The sequence below is a fragment of the Streptomyces sp. NPDC037203 genome, assembly GCF_055605065.1.
This window is the reverse complement of the sequence record NZ_JBVJUC010000018.1, coordinates 36354-51819: the sequence shown is the minus strand read 5'-3', so window position 1 is coordinate 51819 and position 15466 is coordinate 36354. Positions and strand designations below refer to the sequence as shown.

The window sequence follows — 15466 nt, the reverse complement described above, 5'->3', positions numbered from 1 at the left end:
AGGACGACACCATGAGCAGCAGCACCGCCATCACCAATATCGCCACGCTGGTCACCAACGATCCCTCCCTCGGAGGAGGCTCCCCCCTCGGTCTGATCCAGGACGCGGCCGTCGTCATCGAGGGCGACCGCGTCGTGTGGACCGGTGAATCAAGCAAAGCACCCGCCACTGACAATCGGGTCGACGCGGGCGGCCGGGCGGTGCTGCCGGGCTTCGTGGACTCCCACTCCCACCTGGTCTTCGCCGGGGACCGCACGCAGGAGTTCAACGCCCGGATGTCCGGCCGCGCCTACTCGGCGGGCGGCATCCGCACCACCGTCGCCGCCACCCGCGCCGCGAGCGACGCGGAGCTGGCGGCGAACCTCACCCGCTACCTGGCCGAGGCGCTGCGCCAGGGCACCACCACCTTCGAGACCAAGTCGGGCTACGGCCTGACCGTCCAGGACGAGGCCCGCGCGCTGCGCATCGCGGCCGAGCACACCGACGAGGTGACCTACCTCGGCGCGCACATCGTCTCCCCCGACTACGCCGACGACCCGGCGGCCTACGTCGCCCTGGTCACCGGCGAGATGCTGGACGCCTGCGCCCCGCACGCCCGCTGGATCGACGTGTTCTGCGAGAAGGGCGCCTTCGACGGCGACCAGGCCCGCGCGATCCTCACCGCGGGCAAGGCGAAGGGCCTGCACCCGCGCATCCACGCCAACCAGCTCTCCTACGGCCCCGGCGTGCAACTGGCCGTGGAACTGGACGCCGCCAGCGCCGACCACTGCACCCACCTCACGGACGCCGACGTGGACGCGCTGGCCAGCGGGAACACCGTCGCCACGCTGCTGCCCGGCGCCGAGTTCTCCACCCGCGCCCAGTGGCCCGACGCCCGCCGGCTGCTGGACGCCGGGGTCACCGTCGCCTTGTCCACGGACTGCAATCCGGGCTCGTCGTTCACCTCCTCCGTGCCCTTCTGCATCGCCCTGGCCGTGCGCGACATGGGCATGACCCCCGACGAGGCGGTCTGGTCCGCCACGGCGGGCGGCGCCGCGGCCCTGCGCCGCACCGACATCGGCCGCCTCGCCCCCGGCGCCCGCGCCGACCTGACCCTCCTCGACGCCCCCAGCCACGTCCACCTCGCCTACCGGCCGGGCGTGCCCCTGGTCAGCGGGGTGTGGCGGAGCGGCGTACGGGTGGTCTGAGGCCCCGGACACGCCGAAGCGGCCCGGACGGGGAGTCCGGGCCGCTTCGGCGTGACCGTGCGGGAGAGGGGACGGCCGCCCCTGTGGGGGTCACTCCTCCACCGTCAGCCCCTTGCGCAGCCGTACCAGCGTGCGGGACAGGAGACGGGACACGTGCATCTGGGAGATGCCGAGCTCCTCGCCGATCTCCGACTGGGTCATGTTGGCCACGAACCGCAGCGAGAGGATCTTCCGGTCGCGCTGGGGCAGCCCGGCGATCAGGGGCTTGAGCGACTCGATGTACTCGATGCCCTCGATCCCGTGGTCCTCGTACCCGATGCGGTCCGCGAGCGCGCCCTCGGTCTCGTCCTCCTCGGGCTGGGCGTCCAGGGACGAGGCGGTGTACGCGTTCGAGGCGGCCATGCCCTCGACCACCTCCTCGTTCGAGATGCCCAGGCGCTCGGCCAGCTCGGCGACCGTCGGCGCGCGGTCCAGCCGCTGGGCCAGCTCGTCCCCGGCCTTCGCCAGGTCCAGGCGCAGCTCCTGAAGCCGCCGCGGTACGCGCACGGACCACGAGGTGTCGCGGAAGAAGCGCTTGATCTCGCCGATGATGGTCGGCATCGCGAAAGTGGGGAACTCGACACCGCGAGACAGCTCGAAGCGGTCGATCGCCTTGATCAGGCCGATGGTGCCGACCTGGATGATGTCCTCCATCGGCTCGCTGCGGGAGCGGAAGCGGGAGGCGGCGAACTTGACGAGTGCGAGGTTCAGCTCGACGAGGGTGTTGCGGACGTACGCGTACTCGTGCGTCCCTTCCTCCAGCGCCTCCAGGCGCGCGAAGAGGGTCTTGGACAGGGCCCGTGCGTCGACGGGGCCGATCTCGTCGTACGGGGGGATCTCCGGGAGTCCCTCGAAGGGGTCGTGGAGATCGATGGGATGATCCAGTTGTACCGGTGGGGGTGTCGACGTCGCGGTCGGGGTAAGCGAGGCGTCGAGCCGGGGTGACATGGGTGTCCTCCATCGTTCTCGGCATACGGCTGCCGAAGCCATCAGGTGCACTACGGAGTGCGGCGCCTCCAAAGCCGGCGTGTAGAAGTACGTGTCTCTCCTAGCCCTATCGGCTTTGTCGGAGCGATCGCAAGTGCGTTCTGTTCAGGTATGTCCGATTATGTGAGGTTGTTCGGGTGCCGGACCGCGCCAGGAAGGCGTAATGTTCGAGGGCATCAGCAAGCCACGACCTCGGGAGAGAGACGGCATGGACCACGGGATGGTCGGCAGCGCACAGTCGGGCCGGCTTCTGGTGGAGGTGCGTGAAGAGGGCTCCAGCGCGGTTGTCACACCGGCGGGTGAACTTGACCACCACACCGCCGATCTGCTGCGCGAACCCCTTGACGACCTCCTGGGCAAGGGCTTCTCGCGGCTCGTGGTGGACTGCTCGCGCCTGGAGTTCTGCGACTCCACGGGGCTGAACGTCCTGCTCGGCGCCCGCCTGAAGGCGGAGGCCGCCGGCGGAGGCGTCCATCTGGCGGGAATGCAGCCCGTAGTCGCTCGCGTGTTCGAGATCACCGGGGCCGAGGCGGTCTTCACCGTCCACGACTCCGTGGCGGACGCCCTGGCCGGGGAGGGTGACGGCGCCGACTGAGCCCGCGGTCACGTGCGGCCGGGTGCGCTGTGCCCCCCTCGCCCGCCCCTTCCGGGGCCCCGGAGACTCCAGGGATCCCAGAGGGCCCGTGTATCCCACGGAAGACGGGGGGTGTTCCGGCGCTCGGGTCGGGCAGGAGAGATGCTGACGACCATCCTCACCAGGCGGCGTCGCCGCGCTCCGGGTGTGACGCACCCGAGGGTGTGCGACGGACTCGAACGGGCAGGGACCTGTCCGGACGGGACGACCGCGGCAGGGGTGCGGGTGTTTTCGCGCGACGGGCGGACGGGACTGATGTGCGGATGACGGGACGTGCGACGGGCGGTGGCGCCGATGGCGGACGGACCAACCGGTACCGGGAAGTACCGGGCTTTTCAATCGTGAACTGGTGATTCGGTGAGGTGAAGCGCTGATGAGCACCACCCGGCCCTACCCGCCGGGCGACCGCGGCCACGAGCCCAGCGGCGCTTCCGGGGTGTCCGAGGCCTCCGGGGAGGAGACGCCGGCCGGCGCCGCCATGGCGTCCGTCACGGGCGCGGCGGCCTCGCCGGCGCCGCCCCCGCCCCCCGCCGACACCGGCGGCGCCGAGCCGGCGCGGGGCCGGCAGCTCCGCAGACTCGAACTCCAGGGGGCCAGCGGCGTCGTGCCGCTCGCCCGTGACTTCACCCGGCAGGCCCTGTACGACTGGGGGTGGCTGCCCGCCGCGACCGCGGACCAGCGAGCCGCCGCCGAGGACGTGCTGCTCGTCGTCTCCGAACTCGTCACCAACGCCTGCCTGCACGCCGAGGGGCCCGACGAGCTCGCCCTCGCCTGCGACAACAAGGTGATCCGGCTGGAGGTCACCGACCGCGGCACCGGCCAGCCGGCTCCGCGCACTCCCCACCGCGCCGGCCGCCCCGGCGGCCACGGCATGTTCATCGTCCAGCGCCTGTGCCTGGACTGGGGCGTGGTGCGCGCCCAGGGCCGCCCCGGCAAGACGGTCTGGGCGGAGCTGGGCGCCCCCGCCTGACGACGCGTGGCGGCCCCGTTCCGGGGCCGACGCCGGATCGACCGGTGTGCGACGCCGAGCGGCGCCAGGAGCGCCGTGTCGCCGGATCCGGGCCCCCTCCGCCGCTGAGCCCCTGAACCGCCGGCGCTGGTGCGGCTGAGACCGTTGACGCCATTCACGCCACTGAGGCCGCTGACGCCCCTAAAGCCGCGTAAAGCCGCGACGATCCCCTCCGGCCGCCCCGGCGCGGCCCCCACGAGACGGAAAACCGGGAGGGCCGCCACACCCCTCCAGGGTGCGACGGCCCTCCCGGCCACGTTCCGGCGACTAGCGCACGTCGCCCATCAGCTTCTTCACCTTGCCGCGGTACGTCCACACCGCCACACCGGCGATCACCGCGAGGACGGCCTCCAGCATCACGAAGCCCATCTTGTCGAGGTTGACCCCGCCGACCGCCGGGTTCGACAGCAGCGCGGTGATGGAGTCGCCCGCGGTGACCGCGAGGAACCAGACGCCCATCATCTGCGAGGCGTACTTCTTCGGCGCCATCTTCGTGGTCACCGACAGACCCACCGGCGACAGCGTCAGCTCACCGACGGTCTGCAGGAAGTAGATGCCGACCAGCCACATCGCCGCGGCCTTGTGACCGCCCTGAGCGATGGACAGCGGGGCGAGGAACACGAAGAAGGAAGCGCCGACCAGCACCAGACCGGAGGAGAACTTCACGATCGTGCTCGGCTCCTTGCCGCTCCGGTTCAGCCACAGCCACAGCCAGGCGAAGACCGGCGCGAGGGCCATGATCATGACCGGGTTGACCGACTGGTACCAGGAGACCGGGAAGTTCCAGCCGAAGATCGTGTTCTTGGCCGAGGCGCTCGCGAACAGCGACAGGGTCGAACCACCCTGGTCGTAGATCATCCAGAAGACCGCGGCGGCCACGAAGAACCAGATGTACGCGCGGACCTTCGAGCGCTCCTCGCCGTCGAGGTCCTTGTCGCGCAGGATCCGGCCGATGACCAGGATCGGCACGATGAGACCGATGACGGTCAGCGGGATCAGCGCCCAGTTGAGGGTGAAGTGACCGGTGCCGCCGACGATGCCGTAGAAGACCGCGGCGATGACCAGCCAGATCAGGCCCTTGCGCAGGGTGGTCGCCTTCTCCTGGGCCGTCATCGGCGTCGGGACGACCTTGCTCTCCTCGCTCAGGTGGCGGCTGCCCAGCAGGTACTGGGCCAGACCCAGAGCCATGCCGAGCGCGGCCAGCGCGAAGCCGAAGTGCCAGTTGACGTTCTCACCGATGGTGCCGATGACCAGCGGAGCGACGAAGGCGCCCAGGTTGATGCCGATGTAGAAGAGGGTGAAGCCACCGTCGCGGCGCGGGTCCTTCGGGCCGTCGTACAGGTGACCGACCATCGTGGAGATGTTGGCCTTCAGCAGGCCGGAACCGATGGCGACCAGCACCAGGCCGACGAAGAAGCTCGCGGCGGCCGGCAGCGCCAGGCACAGATGGCCCAGCATGATGATCAGACCCGCAAACATGACCGTCTTGCGGGGGCCGAGGAGCCGGTCGGCGACCCAGCCGCCGGGCAGCGCGAGCAGGTACACGAGCGACAGATACACGGAGTAGATCGCCGTCGCCGTGCCCGCGCTGAGGTGCAGGCCGCCCGGAGCCACCAGGTAGAGGGGGAGCAGGGCCCGCATGCCGTAGTAGGAGAACCGCTCCCACATCTCGGTCATGAAGAGAGTGGCCAGGCCGCGGGGGTGGCCGAAGAAGGTCTTCTCGGTGCCGGGGGTGCCCGGCTGGACCGAGTCCTTCGTCAGGCTGGACGCCATGGTCGTTCCTTGCTGGTCGGGACGCGCGGTGGAGCGTTGCGCGCCCGGTGGGGGTGGCGGCCGGCACCGGCAGGGTCGGTCGTCCGCCCCCAACGCCCGGAGGGTGTCCGCCCCGGATCACGGAACGGTGGACGGCGACCACCGGGATCCACGCTCCGTGACGCGACAATGCGTCCGGAGCCCGGCCAGAGGTCATTCCTTTCAAGGCCGGTCAGACGTGACCGGCCCGCACACAACAAGGACCTTCAGCGACGATGTCCGCCAAAGGTCCCCTGGTGTACTACAGGCGTTCACGTCACTGTACGTCAGGACACCGCCCGGTATGGAAGGACTTGAGACGCGGATCACAGGCGTCCAGGGAACCGCGCGACGGATTTCGAAGGTCCCTTCTACGATCGCATCCCACAGGTGATGGTTCGTACCAGGGGGGCCTCCGGGTAAGAATCCCGCGAACCGATCACACCCCGGCACCGCACGCGGGCGGTCTACCATCACCTCATGACCCGTGTACTGCTCGCCGAGGACGACGCGTCCATCTCGGAGCCGCTGGCCCGCGCCCTGCGCCGGGAAGGTTACGAGGTCGAGGTGCGGGAGGACGGACCCACCGCGCTCGACGCCGGAATGCAGGGGGGCGTCGACCTGGTCGTACTGGACCTGGGCCTGCCCGGCATGGACGGCCTGGAGGTCGCCCGCCGGCTGCGCGCCGACGGCCACACCGTGCCGATCCTCATCCTGACCGCGCGCGCCGACGAGGTGGACACCGTCGTCGGCCTGGACGCGGGCGCCGACGACTACGTCACCAAGCCCTTCCGTCTCGCCGAACTGCTCGCCCGCGTACGGGCCCTGCTGCGCCGCGGCGCGGCCGAGCCGCAGCAGCCGCCGGCCACGCACGGCGTGCGCATCGACGTGGAGTCGCACCGCGCGTGGATGGGCGACGAGGAACTCCAGCTCACCGCCAAGGAGTTCGACCTGCTGCGGGTGCTGGTGCGCGACGCCGGCCGCGTGGTGACCCGCGACCAGCTGATGCGCGAGGTCTGGGACACCACCTGGTGGTCCTCCACCAAGACCCTCGACATGCACATCTCCTGGCTGCGCAAGAAGCTCGGCGACGACGCGGCCAACCCCCGCTACATCGCCACCGTCCGGGGCGTGGGCTTCCGCTTCGAGAAGAGTTGAGCCCCGCACCGGGGGCCGGCGATCACCTCAGGTAACGGAACATGCGTCGACGTCTCATTCAATCCACCCTCGCCGTCGTCCTCGTGGTGATCGCCGTCTTCGGCGTCTCCCTGGTGATCGTCGAGACCCGGACGATCACCAACAGTGCCCAGGAGCGCGTGGACTCCGAGGCGGTGCGGCTGGCCAGCATCGTGGACAGCCGGATCCTGGCCGCGGAGAACGTCAACGCCGAAGCGCTGCGCAATCCGGTCAGCAAAGAGCAGTACGCGGTGATCGCGATGCCCGGCCGGCCGCCGATCGAGATCGGCACCCGGCCCGTCGGCGACGTCATACACGCCACCCAGCACGGCGAGGAGGGCGAGACCGTCACCGTGCAGGAGCCGCGCTCCGCGGTGACCCGCGAGGTCGGCCGCACCCTGCTGATCATCGCCCTGGTGGCGCTGCTCGCGGTGGTCGCCGCCGTCCTGCTCGCGGTCCGCCAGGCCAACCGACTCGCCTCCCCGCTGACCGACCTCGCCTCGACCGCCGAGCGCCTCGGCTCCGGCGACCCGCGCCCGCGGCACAAGCGGTACGGCGTCCCCGAGCTGGACCGGGTCGCCGATGTGCTGGACTCCTCCGCCGAGAAGATCGCGCGGATGCTGACCGCCGAGCGGCGGCTGGCCGCCGACGCCTCCCACCAGCTGCGCACCCCGCTCACCGCGCTGTCCATGCGCCTGGAGGAGATCACCCTCACGGATGACCCGGACATCGTGAAGGAAGAGGCGAACGTCGCGCTGACGCAGGTCGAGCGGCTGACCGACGTGGTCGAGCGGCTGCTGACGAACTCCCGCGACCCGCGCACCGGTTCCGCCGTCACCTTCGACCTGGACGAGGTCATCCAGCAGCAGCTCGCCGAGTGGCGGCCCGCCTACCGCAGCATGGGCCGGGCCATCGTCAGCTCCGGCAAGCGGCACCTCCAGGCGGTGGGCACACCGGGCGCGGTCGCCCAGGTGCTGGCCGCGCTGATCGAGAACTCGCTGATGCACGGCGGCGGCACCGTCGCCCTGCGCACCCGTGTCACCGGCAACCAGGCCGTGGTCGAGGTCACGGACGAGGGGCCCGGAGTGCCGGCCGACCTCGGGGCGCGGATCTTCGAGCGGACCATCAGCGGCCGCAACTCCACGGGCATCGGCCTCGCCGTGGCACGGGACCTCGCCGAGGCCGACGGCGGCCGTCTGGAACTGCTCCAGGCCCAGCCCCCGGTCTTCGGCCTCTTCCTGTCCCGCACGCCCCCGGCCCGCAAGGCGGACGAGGAGCAGCCGACCGTCCGCTGAGCGCCCGGTCGGCCGGGAACTGCCACTCTTCTCGGTCCGCTGAGCCGGGCAGCGGTCAGGGAACCCGCTGGGTGCTCGGCTCGGGCTCGCTAGGGGAGCGGCGCGACTCCGCCGCCAGGATCGACTCGGCCTCCTGCGCGGGCAGCGCACGGAACACCCAGGTGCGGTACGACCAGAACCGGAACAGGGTCGCGACGCCGATGCCGAGGAACTTGAAGACGTTGCTCTCCAGCGGGCTGTCCCAGCCGAGGCCGTAGGTGGCCAGGAAGAGGATGCCGTTCTCGATCACCAGGCCGATCGCGCTGAAGAACAGGAACAGCGTGAGTTCCTTGGTGCGCCCGCTGCGATCGCGGTCCCGGTACGTCCAGTAGCGGAAGCCGACGTAGTTGAAGACGATGGCGACCACGGTCGCGATGATGCTGGCGCGCACCACCGGCAGGTCGGAGACGTGCCGGACCAGGTTGAACACGGCCAGATTGACCAGGACTCCGGCCCCGCCGACGGCGCCGAACTTCGCCATCTCGCCCACGAGCCGTTGCAGCCCCGAGGAACGCTGTTCCATGGCGTTGCAGCTCCCGTCGGTAGATTTCCGTCAACCCGGCCATGCTAGCGGCGCGCGGGGCCCGCTGCCTGAGGAGCAGGCCAGTGCGGGGAAACAGGTCGGAAAGAGGCCGGAAAGCGGTGGGTAAGAGCCGGGGGGCGGGCGGGGCACGCCGGTGTGAGGGAGCCCCGGCGGAGGGAGGCGATCCGGCGGCCCGCGGTGGCCGATACGCTGTAGGTGTGACGTTCCCGGTAGTCGGCATGGTCGGCGGTGGTCAGCTCGCGCGTATGACGCACGAGGCGGGCATTCCGCTGGGCATCAGGTTCAAGCTCCTCAGTGACACCCCTCAGGATTCCGCGGCGCAGGTCGTGAGCGATGTCGTCATCGGCGACTACCGCGATCTGGACACGCTGCGCGAGTTCGCGCGCGGCTGTGACGTGATCACCTTCGATCACGAGCACGTGCCCACCGAGCATCTCAAGGCCCTGGAGGCGGACGGCATCCCCGTGCGTCCGGGGCCCGACGCGCTCGTGCACGCCCAGGACAAGGGCGTGATGCGGGCCCGGCTCGACGCGATCGGCATCCCGTGCCCGCGGCACCGGATCGTCGCGGACCCGGAGGACGTCGTCCGGTTCGCGGCGGAGCTCGCACAGGGCGGGCAGGAAGTGCCCTCCGGCGAGGGCGGCGGGCGGCCGGCGGGCGGCTTCCCGGTCGTCCTCAAGACCGTCCGCGGCGGCTACGACGGCAAGGGCGTATGGGTCGTCAAGAACGCCGAGGAGGCCGCCGAGCCGTTCCGGGCGGGCGTGCCGGTCCTCGCCGAGGAGAAGGTCGACTACGTCCGCGAGCTCGCCGCCAACGTCGTACGCTCCCCGCACGGCCAGGCCGTCGCCTACCCGGTGGTGGAGTCCCGGCAGGTGAACGGCGTGTGCGACACGGTCATCGCGCCGGCCCCCGACCTGTCCGAGGACCTCGCCCTGCACGCCGAGCGGCTGGCCCTGACCATCGCCAAGGAGCTGGACGTCGTCGGGCACCTCGCCGTCGAGCTGTTCCAGACCCGCGACGGCCGCATCCTCGTCAACGAGCTGGCGATGCGCCCGCACAACTCCGGCCACTGGACCCAGGACGGCGCGATCACCTCGCAGTTCGCCAACCACGTCCGCGCCGTCCTCGACCTGCCCCTCGGCGACCCGCGCCCGCGCGCCAAGTGGACCGTGATGGTCAACGTGCTGGGCGGGGACTACCCGGACATGTACTCCGCGTACCTGCACTGCATGGCCCGCGACCCCAAGCTCAAGATCCACATGTACGGCAAGGACGTGAAGCCCGGCCGCAAGGTGGGACACGTCAACACCTACGGCGACGACCTGGACGACGTGCTGGAGCGCGCCCGTCACGCAGCCGGCTACCTGAGAGGCACGATCACCGAATGAGCCCCGCCCCGCCGTCACCCGACCACCGCCCCTCGACGAGCGCCGGGGCGCGTCCCGTTCCGCTGGTCGGCATCGTCATGGGGTCGGACTCCGACTGGCCCGTCATGGAAGCCGCGGCCAAGGCCCTGGACGAGTTCGAGATCGGCTACGAGGTCGACGTCGTCTCCGCGCACCGGATGCCCCGCGAGATGATCACGTACGGCGAGCAGGCGGCCGACCGCGGGCTCAAGGTGATCATCGCCGGGGCCGGCGGCGCCGCCCATCTGCCGGGCATGCTCGCCTCCGTCACCCCGCTGCCGGTCATCGGCGTGCCGGTGCCGCTGAAGTACCTGGACGGCATGGACTCCCTGCTGTCGATCGTGCAGATGCCGGCCGGGGTCCCGGTCGCCACGGTCTCCGTCGCCGGCGCCCGCAACGCCGGTCTGCTCGCGGCCCGCATCCTCGCCACGCACGACGAGGACCTGCTGCACCGCATGCGCGACTTCCAGCACGACCTGAACGACCAGGCCACCGAGAAGGGCAGGCGGCTGCGGTCCAAGGTCGGGGGCGCCGGCGGCTTCGGCTTCGGGAAGTGAGCGCCGTGACGCATCTGGACGAGGCTCGCGCGCTGCTGCGCGAGTTCCCCGTGGTCGACGGGCACAACGACCTGCCCTGGGCGCTGCGCGAGAAGGCGGGTTACGACCTGGACCGCCTGGACATCGCCGGCCACCAGCACGGGCACCTGCACACCGACATCCCCCGGCTGCGCGCGGGCGGCGTCGGCGCCCAGTACTGGTCGGTGTACGTGCCGGCCGAGCAGCCCGACCCGGTGGCCGCGACGCTGGAGCAGATCGACTGCGTACGGCAGCTCCTCGACCGCTACCCGGCGGATCTGGCGCCCGCGCTGACCGCCGCCGACATGGAGGCGGCGCGCGGTGAGGGCCGTATCGCCTCGCTGATGGGCGCCGAGGGCGGCCACTCGATCGCCAACTCGCTGGGCACCCTGCGCGGTCTGTACGCGCTCGGCGTGCGCTACATGACGCTCACCCACAACTCCAACGTGGACTGGGCGGATTCGGCGACCGACATTCCGAAGGCGAACGGCCTGACCGCGTTCGGCCGCGAGGTGGTCCGCGAGATGAACCGGCTCGGCATGCTGGTCGACCTCTCGCACGTGGCGCCGTCGACCATGCGCGACGCGCTGGACGCGAGCGGCGCGCCGGTGATCTTCTCGCACTCCTCGGCCCGCGCGGTCTGCGACCACCCCCGCAACATCCCGGACGACGTGCTGGAGCGGCTGCCCGCCAACGGCGGCGTGGCGATGGTGACGTTCGTGCCGAAGTTCGTGCTCCAGGCGGCCGTCGACTGGACGGCCGCGGCCGACGAGAACCTGCGCGCCCACGGCCTGCACCACCTGGACACCACCGCCGAGGCGATGAAGGTGCACCGCGCCTTCGAGGAGCGCACCCCGCGCCCGGTCGCCACGGTGCCGGTGATCGCCGACCACCTGGACCACATGCGCGAGGTCGCCGGCATCGACCACCTCGGCATCGGCGGCGACTACGACGGTACGGCCTTCACCCCGGACGGCCTCGACGACGTCTCCGGCTACCCGAACCTCCTGGCGGAACTGCTGGACCGCGGCTGGTCCAAGGCCGACCTCGCCAAGCTCACCTGGCAGAACGCGGTACGGGTGCTGGGCGCGGCGGAGGACGTGGCCCGCGACCTCCAGTCGAAGCGTGCGCCGTCCCACGCGACGATCGAGTCGCTGGACGGCTGAGCCGCGGTGACCCGAGGGGGCGGGGCGGCCGATCGGTCACCCCGCCCCCTCGGCGTACCGGCGCACGCTCCTCACCGGTGTTCGATCCGGCACAGGCAGAACGGATGCCCGGCCGGGTCGGCGTACACCACGAAGTCCTTCTTCTCGCGGTCCTCCTGGTCCAGCGGGCGGGCGCCGAGCGCCAGAACCCGCTCATGGGCCGTGTCCATCTCCGCCCAGGTGCTGCCCGCGTCGAAGTCCAGGTGGAGCTGCTGGCCGTTGTGGTCGGCGCGGGGCCACTCGGGCGGGGTGTGGCCCTCGGCCCGCTGGAAGGCCAGCCGGGGCCCGCCGGGGATCTGGAGCACGACCCAGCTGTCGTCCTCGGCCACGGGCGTGCCCCCGCCCACCGCCGCGTAGAAGGCGGCCAGGGCGTGCGGGTCGGGGCAGTCGAGCACGACGTTGCGGAAGTGGGCGACGGACGCCATGGTTTTCCTCCTCGGGAGACGGTTTCAGCCGGCGCACAGGCAGAACGGGTGCCCGGCGGGGTCGGCGTACACCCGCCAGGACCGGCCGGGCTCCCCGGCGTCCAGGAGCGCCGCCCCCAGTTTCAGCACGCCCTCCTGCGCCGCGTCCAGGTCCGGCACGTCCAGGTCCAGGTGGAACTGCTGGCCGTCGTGGTCGGCGCGGGGCCACTCGGGCGGGGTGTATCCCTCGGCCTGCTGGAAGGCGAGCGCCTGCCCGCCGGGCACCTTCAGGTCCACCCAGCGGCCGTCCTGCTCGCGCTCCACCGTGCCGCCGAGCACTTCGGCGTAGAAACCGGCCAGCGCGTCGGGATCCGGACAGTCCAGGACCACCACACCGAGCTTCGCGAGAGCCATGTCGACCTCCTTCTGTTACCTGTAGAGCCGGGTAACCGGTAACGGTGACCTCATGCTCCCCGCAAAGGGGTAACGTCGCAACCATGTACGAGAGATCGGCCGCTCCCGGAGGTCTGGCGCTGATCGAGTCCCTGGTCAACACCGTGGACCTGGCGGACGGCACCGACGCGCTGGACACCGAGGAGGGGCGCCGGGTTTTCGGGATCACCGAGGACGGGCTCGCGCGGGCGCGGGAGCTGCGGGAGTCGCTGCGGGCCGTCCTGCTCGCCCATGCCGGGCATCCGCCGCACCGGCCCATCGCCCCGCTCGGCGAACTGCTGGCCCGCGCGCCGCTGTACGTCGCCGTGGACGGGCGGGACGGCTCGGCGGCGCTCGCCCCCGCCCCCGCCGCGGACGCGGATCTGTTCTGCCGGGTCGCCGTCGCCGTCGCCGAGGCGCTGGCGGCGGGCACCTGGATGCGGCTGAAGGCGTGCGAGGCCGCGACGTGCCACTGGGCGTACTACGACCGCAGCCCCGCCGGACGCGGCCGCTGGTGCTCGATGCGGGTCTGCGGGGCGCGCGAGAAGATGCGGCGGTACCGGGCCAAGGGGGCGTAAAGCGCGGGAAGCCGGGGCCCTGGGGCACAGGAGGCTGGGGCAAAATGCCAGACGGCGCCGGTTCGGCCGACTGAGCCTCGGCCGAACCCGCGCCGCCTTCCCGGCCCGCCGGACGACGCCCGTCAGGCAAACCTGCCCGCCGGACGACCCGCCCGCCGGGCAACCCGTCTGTCGGGCGACCCGCGCGCGGACGACGCCCGCCCGACGACCTGCCCGTCAGGCAAGCCTGCCTGTCGGATGATCCGCCCGCCGGGCGACCCGGCTGCCGGACGACGCCCGTCGGACGATCCGGCCGCCGGGCAACCCGTCTGTCGGGCAACCCGTCTGTCGGGCGACGCACTGGGACAGCCTGCCCGTCAGACAAGCCTGCCCGCCGGACGACCCGCCTGTCGGACGATCCGCCCGCCGGGCAAGCCTGCCTGTCGCACGACCCGCCCGCCGGACGACGCCCGTCAGGCAAGCCTGCCCGCCGGACGATCCGGCCGCCGGGCAACCCGTCTGTCGTACGACCCGCGCGCCGGACGACGCCCGTCAGGCAAGCCTGCCTGCCCGACGACCCGCCTGCCGGGCAACCCGTCCGCCGGACAACCTGCCCCTCAGGCAAACCTGCCTGCCGGATGACCCGCCCGCCGGACGACGCCCGTCAGACAAGCCTGCCCAGTCGGGCGACCCGGCCGCCGGACAACCTGCCCGTCAGGCAAACCTGCCCGTCGGGCGACCCGCTCGTCAGGCGGTCGGCCGCCCCATCGCCCGGTACGTCCAGCCCGCACGGCGCCACAGCTCCGGGTCGAGGGTGTTGCGCCCGTCGAGCAGCACCCGTGCCGCCGCGACCGCGCCCAGCCGGGCCGGGTCCAGCTCGCGGAACTCGCGCCACTCGGTCAGGTGCAGCACGACGTCCGCGCCGCGCACCGCGTCGAGCGCCGACTCGGCGTAGCCCAGGGTGGGGAAGACCTTGCGGGCGTTGTCCATGCCCTTCGGGTCGTACACCGTCACCTGGCCGCCCTGGAGGTGTATCTGGCCGGCCACGTTCAGCGCGGGCGAGTCGCGGACGTCGTCCGAGTCGGGCTTGAAGGTGGCGCCGAGCACCGCGACCCGCTTGCCGAGGAAGGAGCCGCCGCCCAGCGCCTCGCGGGCCATCTCCACCATCTGGCCGCGCCGGCGCATGTTGATGGAGTCGATCTCCCGCAGGAAGGTCAGCGCCTGGTCCGCGCCCAGCTCGCCGGCGCGGGCCATGAACGCCCGGATGTCCTTGGGCAGGCAGCCGCCGCCGAAACCGATCCCGGCGCGCAGGAACTTGCTCCCGATCCGGTCGTCGTGCCCGATCGCCTCCGCCAGCTTGGCCACGTCGCCGCCGCCGGCCTCGCAGACCTCCGCCATCGCGTTGATGAACGAGATCTTGGTGGCGAGGAAGGAATTGGCGGCGGTCTTCACCAGTTCGGCGGTGGGGAAGTCGGTGACGACGAAGGGAGTGCCCTCGCCGATCGGCGTCGCGTACACCTCGCGCAGCAGCTTCTCGGCCCGCTCGCTGCGCACCCCGACCACGATCCGGTCCGGGTGCAGGGTGTCCTCGACGGCGAAGCCCTCGCGCAGGAACTCCGGGTTCCAGGCCAGCTCGGCGTCGCCGCCCGCGGGGGCGTGCCCGGCGAGGTAGGCGGCCAGCCGGTCGGCCGAGCCCACCGGCACCGTGGACTTGCCGACCACCAGGGCGGGGCCGCGCAGATGGGGGGCGAGGGAGGCGATCGCGGAGTCGACGTACGACATGTCGCAGGCGTACTCGCCGTGCTTCTGCGGGGTGTTGACACACACGAAGTGCACATCGCCGAAGGCGCCGACCTCGGCCCAGTCGGTGGTGAAGCGGAGCCGCCCGGTTGACCCCTCGATGCCGGTCACGTGCCGGCGCAGCAGCTCGTCGAGGCCCGGCTCGTACATCGGGGTCTCGCCGCGCTCCAGCAGGGCGATCTTCTCGGGTACGACATCCAGGCCCAGCACCTCGAACCCCAGCTCGGCCATGGCCGCGGCGTGGGTGGCGCCGAGATACCCGGTGCCGATCACGGTGATCTTCAGGCTCATGGACGCGCTCCAGCTCGGGGATTCTCTCGTGCGGGCCCGAGCATAGCCGGGCCGGTCGGGGGGCAACTTTCCCGCTGTCGCCAACCTCACGTAGG

The 15466-nt window shown here is 71.6% G+C and carries 15 protein-coding genes; 9 read left to right on the top strand and 6 right to left on the bottom strand.

The window, feature by feature from the left end; translation table 11 throughout:
- The first annotated feature begins 11 nt into the window (after nucleotides 1-11).
- Nucleotides 12-1187: an imidazolonepropionase gene (gene hutI / locus ACZ7EC_RS31800; protein ID WP_471068344.1), complete on the top strand. Its 1176-nt coding sequence runs from the start codon at nucleotides 12-14 to the stop codon at nucleotides 1185-1187.
- A 90-nt stretch (nucleotides 1188-1277) separates the two neighbouring features.
- Here the strand turns inward: hutI and ACZ7EC_RS31795 are convergent, their stop codons facing one another.
- Nucleotides 1278-2174: an RNA polymerase sigma factor SigF gene (locus ACZ7EC_RS31795; RefSeq protein ID WP_471068341.1), complete on the bottom strand. Its 897-nt coding sequence runs from the start codon at nucleotides 2172-2174 to the stop codon at nucleotides 1278-1280.
- A 247-nt stretch (nucleotides 2175-2421) separates the two neighbouring features.
- On the opposite strand from ACZ7EC_RS31795, the gene ACZ7EC_RS31790 reads away from it, so the two are divergent.
- The gene (locus ACZ7EC_RS31790; RefSeq protein ID WP_471068338.1) at nucleotides 2422-2808 is read left to right on the top strand and encodes an STAS domain-containing protein; all 387 of its coding nucleotides are present in this window, start codon (nucleotides 2422-2424) and stop codon (nucleotides 2806-2808) included.
- A gap of 412 nt (nucleotides 2809-3220) precedes the next feature.
- The gene (locus ACZ7EC_RS31785) at nucleotides 3221-3817 is read left to right on the top strand and encodes an ATP-binding protein (RefSeq protein ID WP_471068336.1); all 597 of its coding nucleotides are present in this window, start codon (nucleotides 3221-3223) and stop codon (nucleotides 3815-3817) included.
- A 306-nt stretch (nucleotides 3818-4123) separates the two neighbouring features.
- Here the strand turns inward: ACZ7EC_RS31785 and ACZ7EC_RS31780 are convergent, their stop codons facing one another.
- Nucleotides 4124-5629 carry a peptide MFS transporter gene (locus ACZ7EC_RS31780; protein ID WP_471068333.1) on the bottom strand — a complete coding sequence of 502 codons (1506 nt, stop codon included), beginning with the start codon at nucleotides 5627-5629 and terminating at the stop codon, nucleotides 4124-4126.
- 498 nt (nucleotides 5630-6127) lie between these two features.
- On the opposite strand from ACZ7EC_RS31780, the gene ACZ7EC_RS31775 reads away from it, so the two are divergent.
- Entirely contained in the window at nucleotides 6128-6805 is a 678-nt protein-coding gene (locus ACZ7EC_RS31775; protein ID WP_020940464.1) for a response regulator transcription factor, read from the top strand.
- Nucleotides 6806-6846: 41 nt separating this feature from the next.
- Nucleotides 6847-8118 carry an ATP-binding protein gene (locus tag ACZ7EC_RS31770; protein WP_471068329.1) on the top strand — a complete coding sequence of 424 codons (1272 nt, stop codon included), beginning with the start codon at nucleotides 6847-6849 and terminating at the stop codon, nucleotides 8116-8118.
- A gap of 55 nt (nucleotides 8119-8173) precedes the next feature.
- Here the strand turns inward: ACZ7EC_RS31770 and ACZ7EC_RS31765 are convergent, their stop codons facing one another.
- Complete coding sequence (locus ACZ7EC_RS31765) at nucleotides 8174-8680, bottom strand: GtrA family protein (protein ID WP_471068327.1); 507 nt, start codon at nucleotides 8678-8680, stop codon at nucleotides 8174-8176.
- 218 nt (nucleotides 8681-8898) lie between these two features.
- Here ACZ7EC_RS31765 and ACZ7EC_RS31760 point away from each other — a divergent pair, with 218 nt between their 5' ends.
- The 3 genes from ACZ7EC_RS31760 (at nucleotide 8899) to ACZ7EC_RS31750 (ending at nucleotide 11848) form a co-directional block, all read left to right on the top strand.
- Nucleotides 8899-10089 carry a 5-(carboxyamino)imidazole ribonucleotide synthase gene (locus ACZ7EC_RS31760; protein WP_471068324.1) on the top strand — a complete coding sequence of 397 codons (1191 nt, stop codon included), beginning with the start codon at nucleotides 8899-8901 and terminating at the stop codon, nucleotides 10087-10089.
- Between the two features lie 77 nt (nucleotides 10090-10166).
- Complete coding sequence (purE, locus tag ACZ7EC_RS31755; protein WP_471068439.1) at nucleotides 10167-10664, top strand: 5-(carboxyamino)imidazole ribonucleotide mutase; 498 nt, start codon at nucleotides 10167-10169, stop codon at nucleotides 10662-10664.
- 5 nt (nucleotides 10665-10669) lie between these two features.
- Entirely contained in the window at nucleotides 10670-11848 is a 1179-nt protein-coding gene (locus ACZ7EC_RS31750) for a dipeptidase (protein WP_471068437.1), read from the top strand.
- A gap of 71 nt (nucleotides 11849-11919) precedes the next feature.
- Here ACZ7EC_RS31750 and ACZ7EC_RS31745 read toward each other — a convergent pair whose 3' ends face one another.
- Together ACZ7EC_RS31745 and ACZ7EC_RS31740 are read right to left on the bottom strand one after the other, a co-directional pair.
- On the bottom strand, nucleotides 11920-12312 hold the full coding sequence (locus ACZ7EC_RS31745; protein ID WP_471068322.1) for a VOC family protein: 393 nt from the start codon (nucleotides 12310-12312) through the stop codon (nucleotides 11920-11922).
- A 24-nt stretch (nucleotides 12313-12336) separates the two neighbouring features.
- A complete protein-coding gene (locus ACZ7EC_RS31740) occupies nucleotides 12337-12705 on the bottom strand; it encodes a VOC family protein (RefSeq protein WP_471068319.1) in 369 nt (122 codons plus the stop codon).
- Nucleotides 12706-12788: 83 nt separating this feature from the next.
- On the opposite strand from ACZ7EC_RS31740, the gene ACZ7EC_RS31735 reads away from it, so the two are divergent.
- Entirely contained in the window at nucleotides 12789-13301 is a 513-nt protein-coding gene (locus ACZ7EC_RS31735) for a CGNR zinc finger domain-containing protein (protein ID WP_471068316.1), read from the top strand.
- Between the two features lie 726 nt (nucleotides 13302-14027).
- On the opposite strand, the gene ACZ7EC_RS31730 is transcribed toward ACZ7EC_RS31735, so the two are convergent.
- The gene (locus ACZ7EC_RS31730) at nucleotides 14028-15371 is read right to left on the bottom strand and encodes a UDP-glucose dehydrogenase family protein (RefSeq protein ID WP_471068314.1); all 1344 of its coding nucleotides are present in this window, start codon (nucleotides 15369-15371) and stop codon (nucleotides 14028-14030) included.
- Nucleotides 15372-15466 lie beyond the last annotated feature (95 nt).

What these genes read in the sequence shown, in the direction of transcription:
- ACZ7EC_RS31730 (WP_471068314.1), bottom strand. Translation starts at nt 15,371, where the DNA reads ATGAGCCTGAAGATCACCGTGATCGGCACCGGGTATCTCGGCGCCACC.
- purE (WP_471068439.1), top strand. Translation starts at nt 10,167, where the DNA reads ATGGGGTCGGACTCCGACTGGCCCGTCATGGAAGCCGCGGCCAAGGCC.
- ACZ7EC_RS31790 (WP_471068338.1), top strand. Translation starts at nt 2,422, where the DNA reads ATGGACCACGGGATGGTCGGCAGCGCACAGTCGGGCCGGCTTCTGGTG.
- ACZ7EC_RS31780 (WP_471068333.1), bottom strand. Translation starts at nt 5,629, where the DNA reads ATGGCGTCCAGCCTGACGAAGGACTCGGTCCAGCCGGGCACCCCCGGC.
- ACZ7EC_RS31785 (WP_471068336.1), top strand. Translation starts at nt 3,221, where the DNA reads ATGAGCACCACCCGGCCCTACCCGCCGGGCGACCGCGGCCACGAGCCC.
- hutI (WP_471068344.1), top strand. Translation starts at nt 12, where the DNA reads ATGAGCAGCAGCACCGCCATCACCAATATCGCCACGCTGGTCACCAAC.
- ACZ7EC_RS31740 (WP_471068319.1), bottom strand. Translation starts at nt 12,705, where the DNA reads ATGGCTCTCGCGAAGCTCGGTGTGGTGGTCCTGGACTGTCCGGATCCC.
- ACZ7EC_RS31795 (WP_471068341.1), bottom strand. Translation starts at nt 2,174, where the DNA reads ATGTCACCCCGGCTCGACGCCTCGCTTACCCCGACCGCGACGTCGACA.
- ACZ7EC_RS31735 (WP_471068316.1), top strand. Translation starts at nt 12,789, where the DNA reads ATGTACGAGAGATCGGCCGCTCCCGGAGGTCTGGCGCTGATCGAGTCC.
- ACZ7EC_RS31745 (WP_471068322.1), bottom strand. Translation starts at nt 12,312, where the DNA reads ATGGCGTCCGTCGCCCACTTCCGCAACGTCGTGCTCGACTGCCCCGAC.
- ACZ7EC_RS31775 (WP_020940464.1), top strand. Translation starts at nt 6,128, where the DNA reads ATGACCCGTGTACTGCTCGCCGAGGACGACGCGTCCATCTCGGAGCCG.
- ACZ7EC_RS31765 (WP_471068327.1), bottom strand. Translation starts at nt 8,680, where the DNA reads ATGGAACAGCGTTCCTCGGGGCTGCAACGGCTCGTGGGCGAGATGGCG.
- ACZ7EC_RS31770 (WP_471068329.1), top strand. Translation starts at nt 6,847, where the DNA reads ATGCGTCGACGTCTCATTCAATCCACCCTCGCCGTCGTCCTCGTGGTG.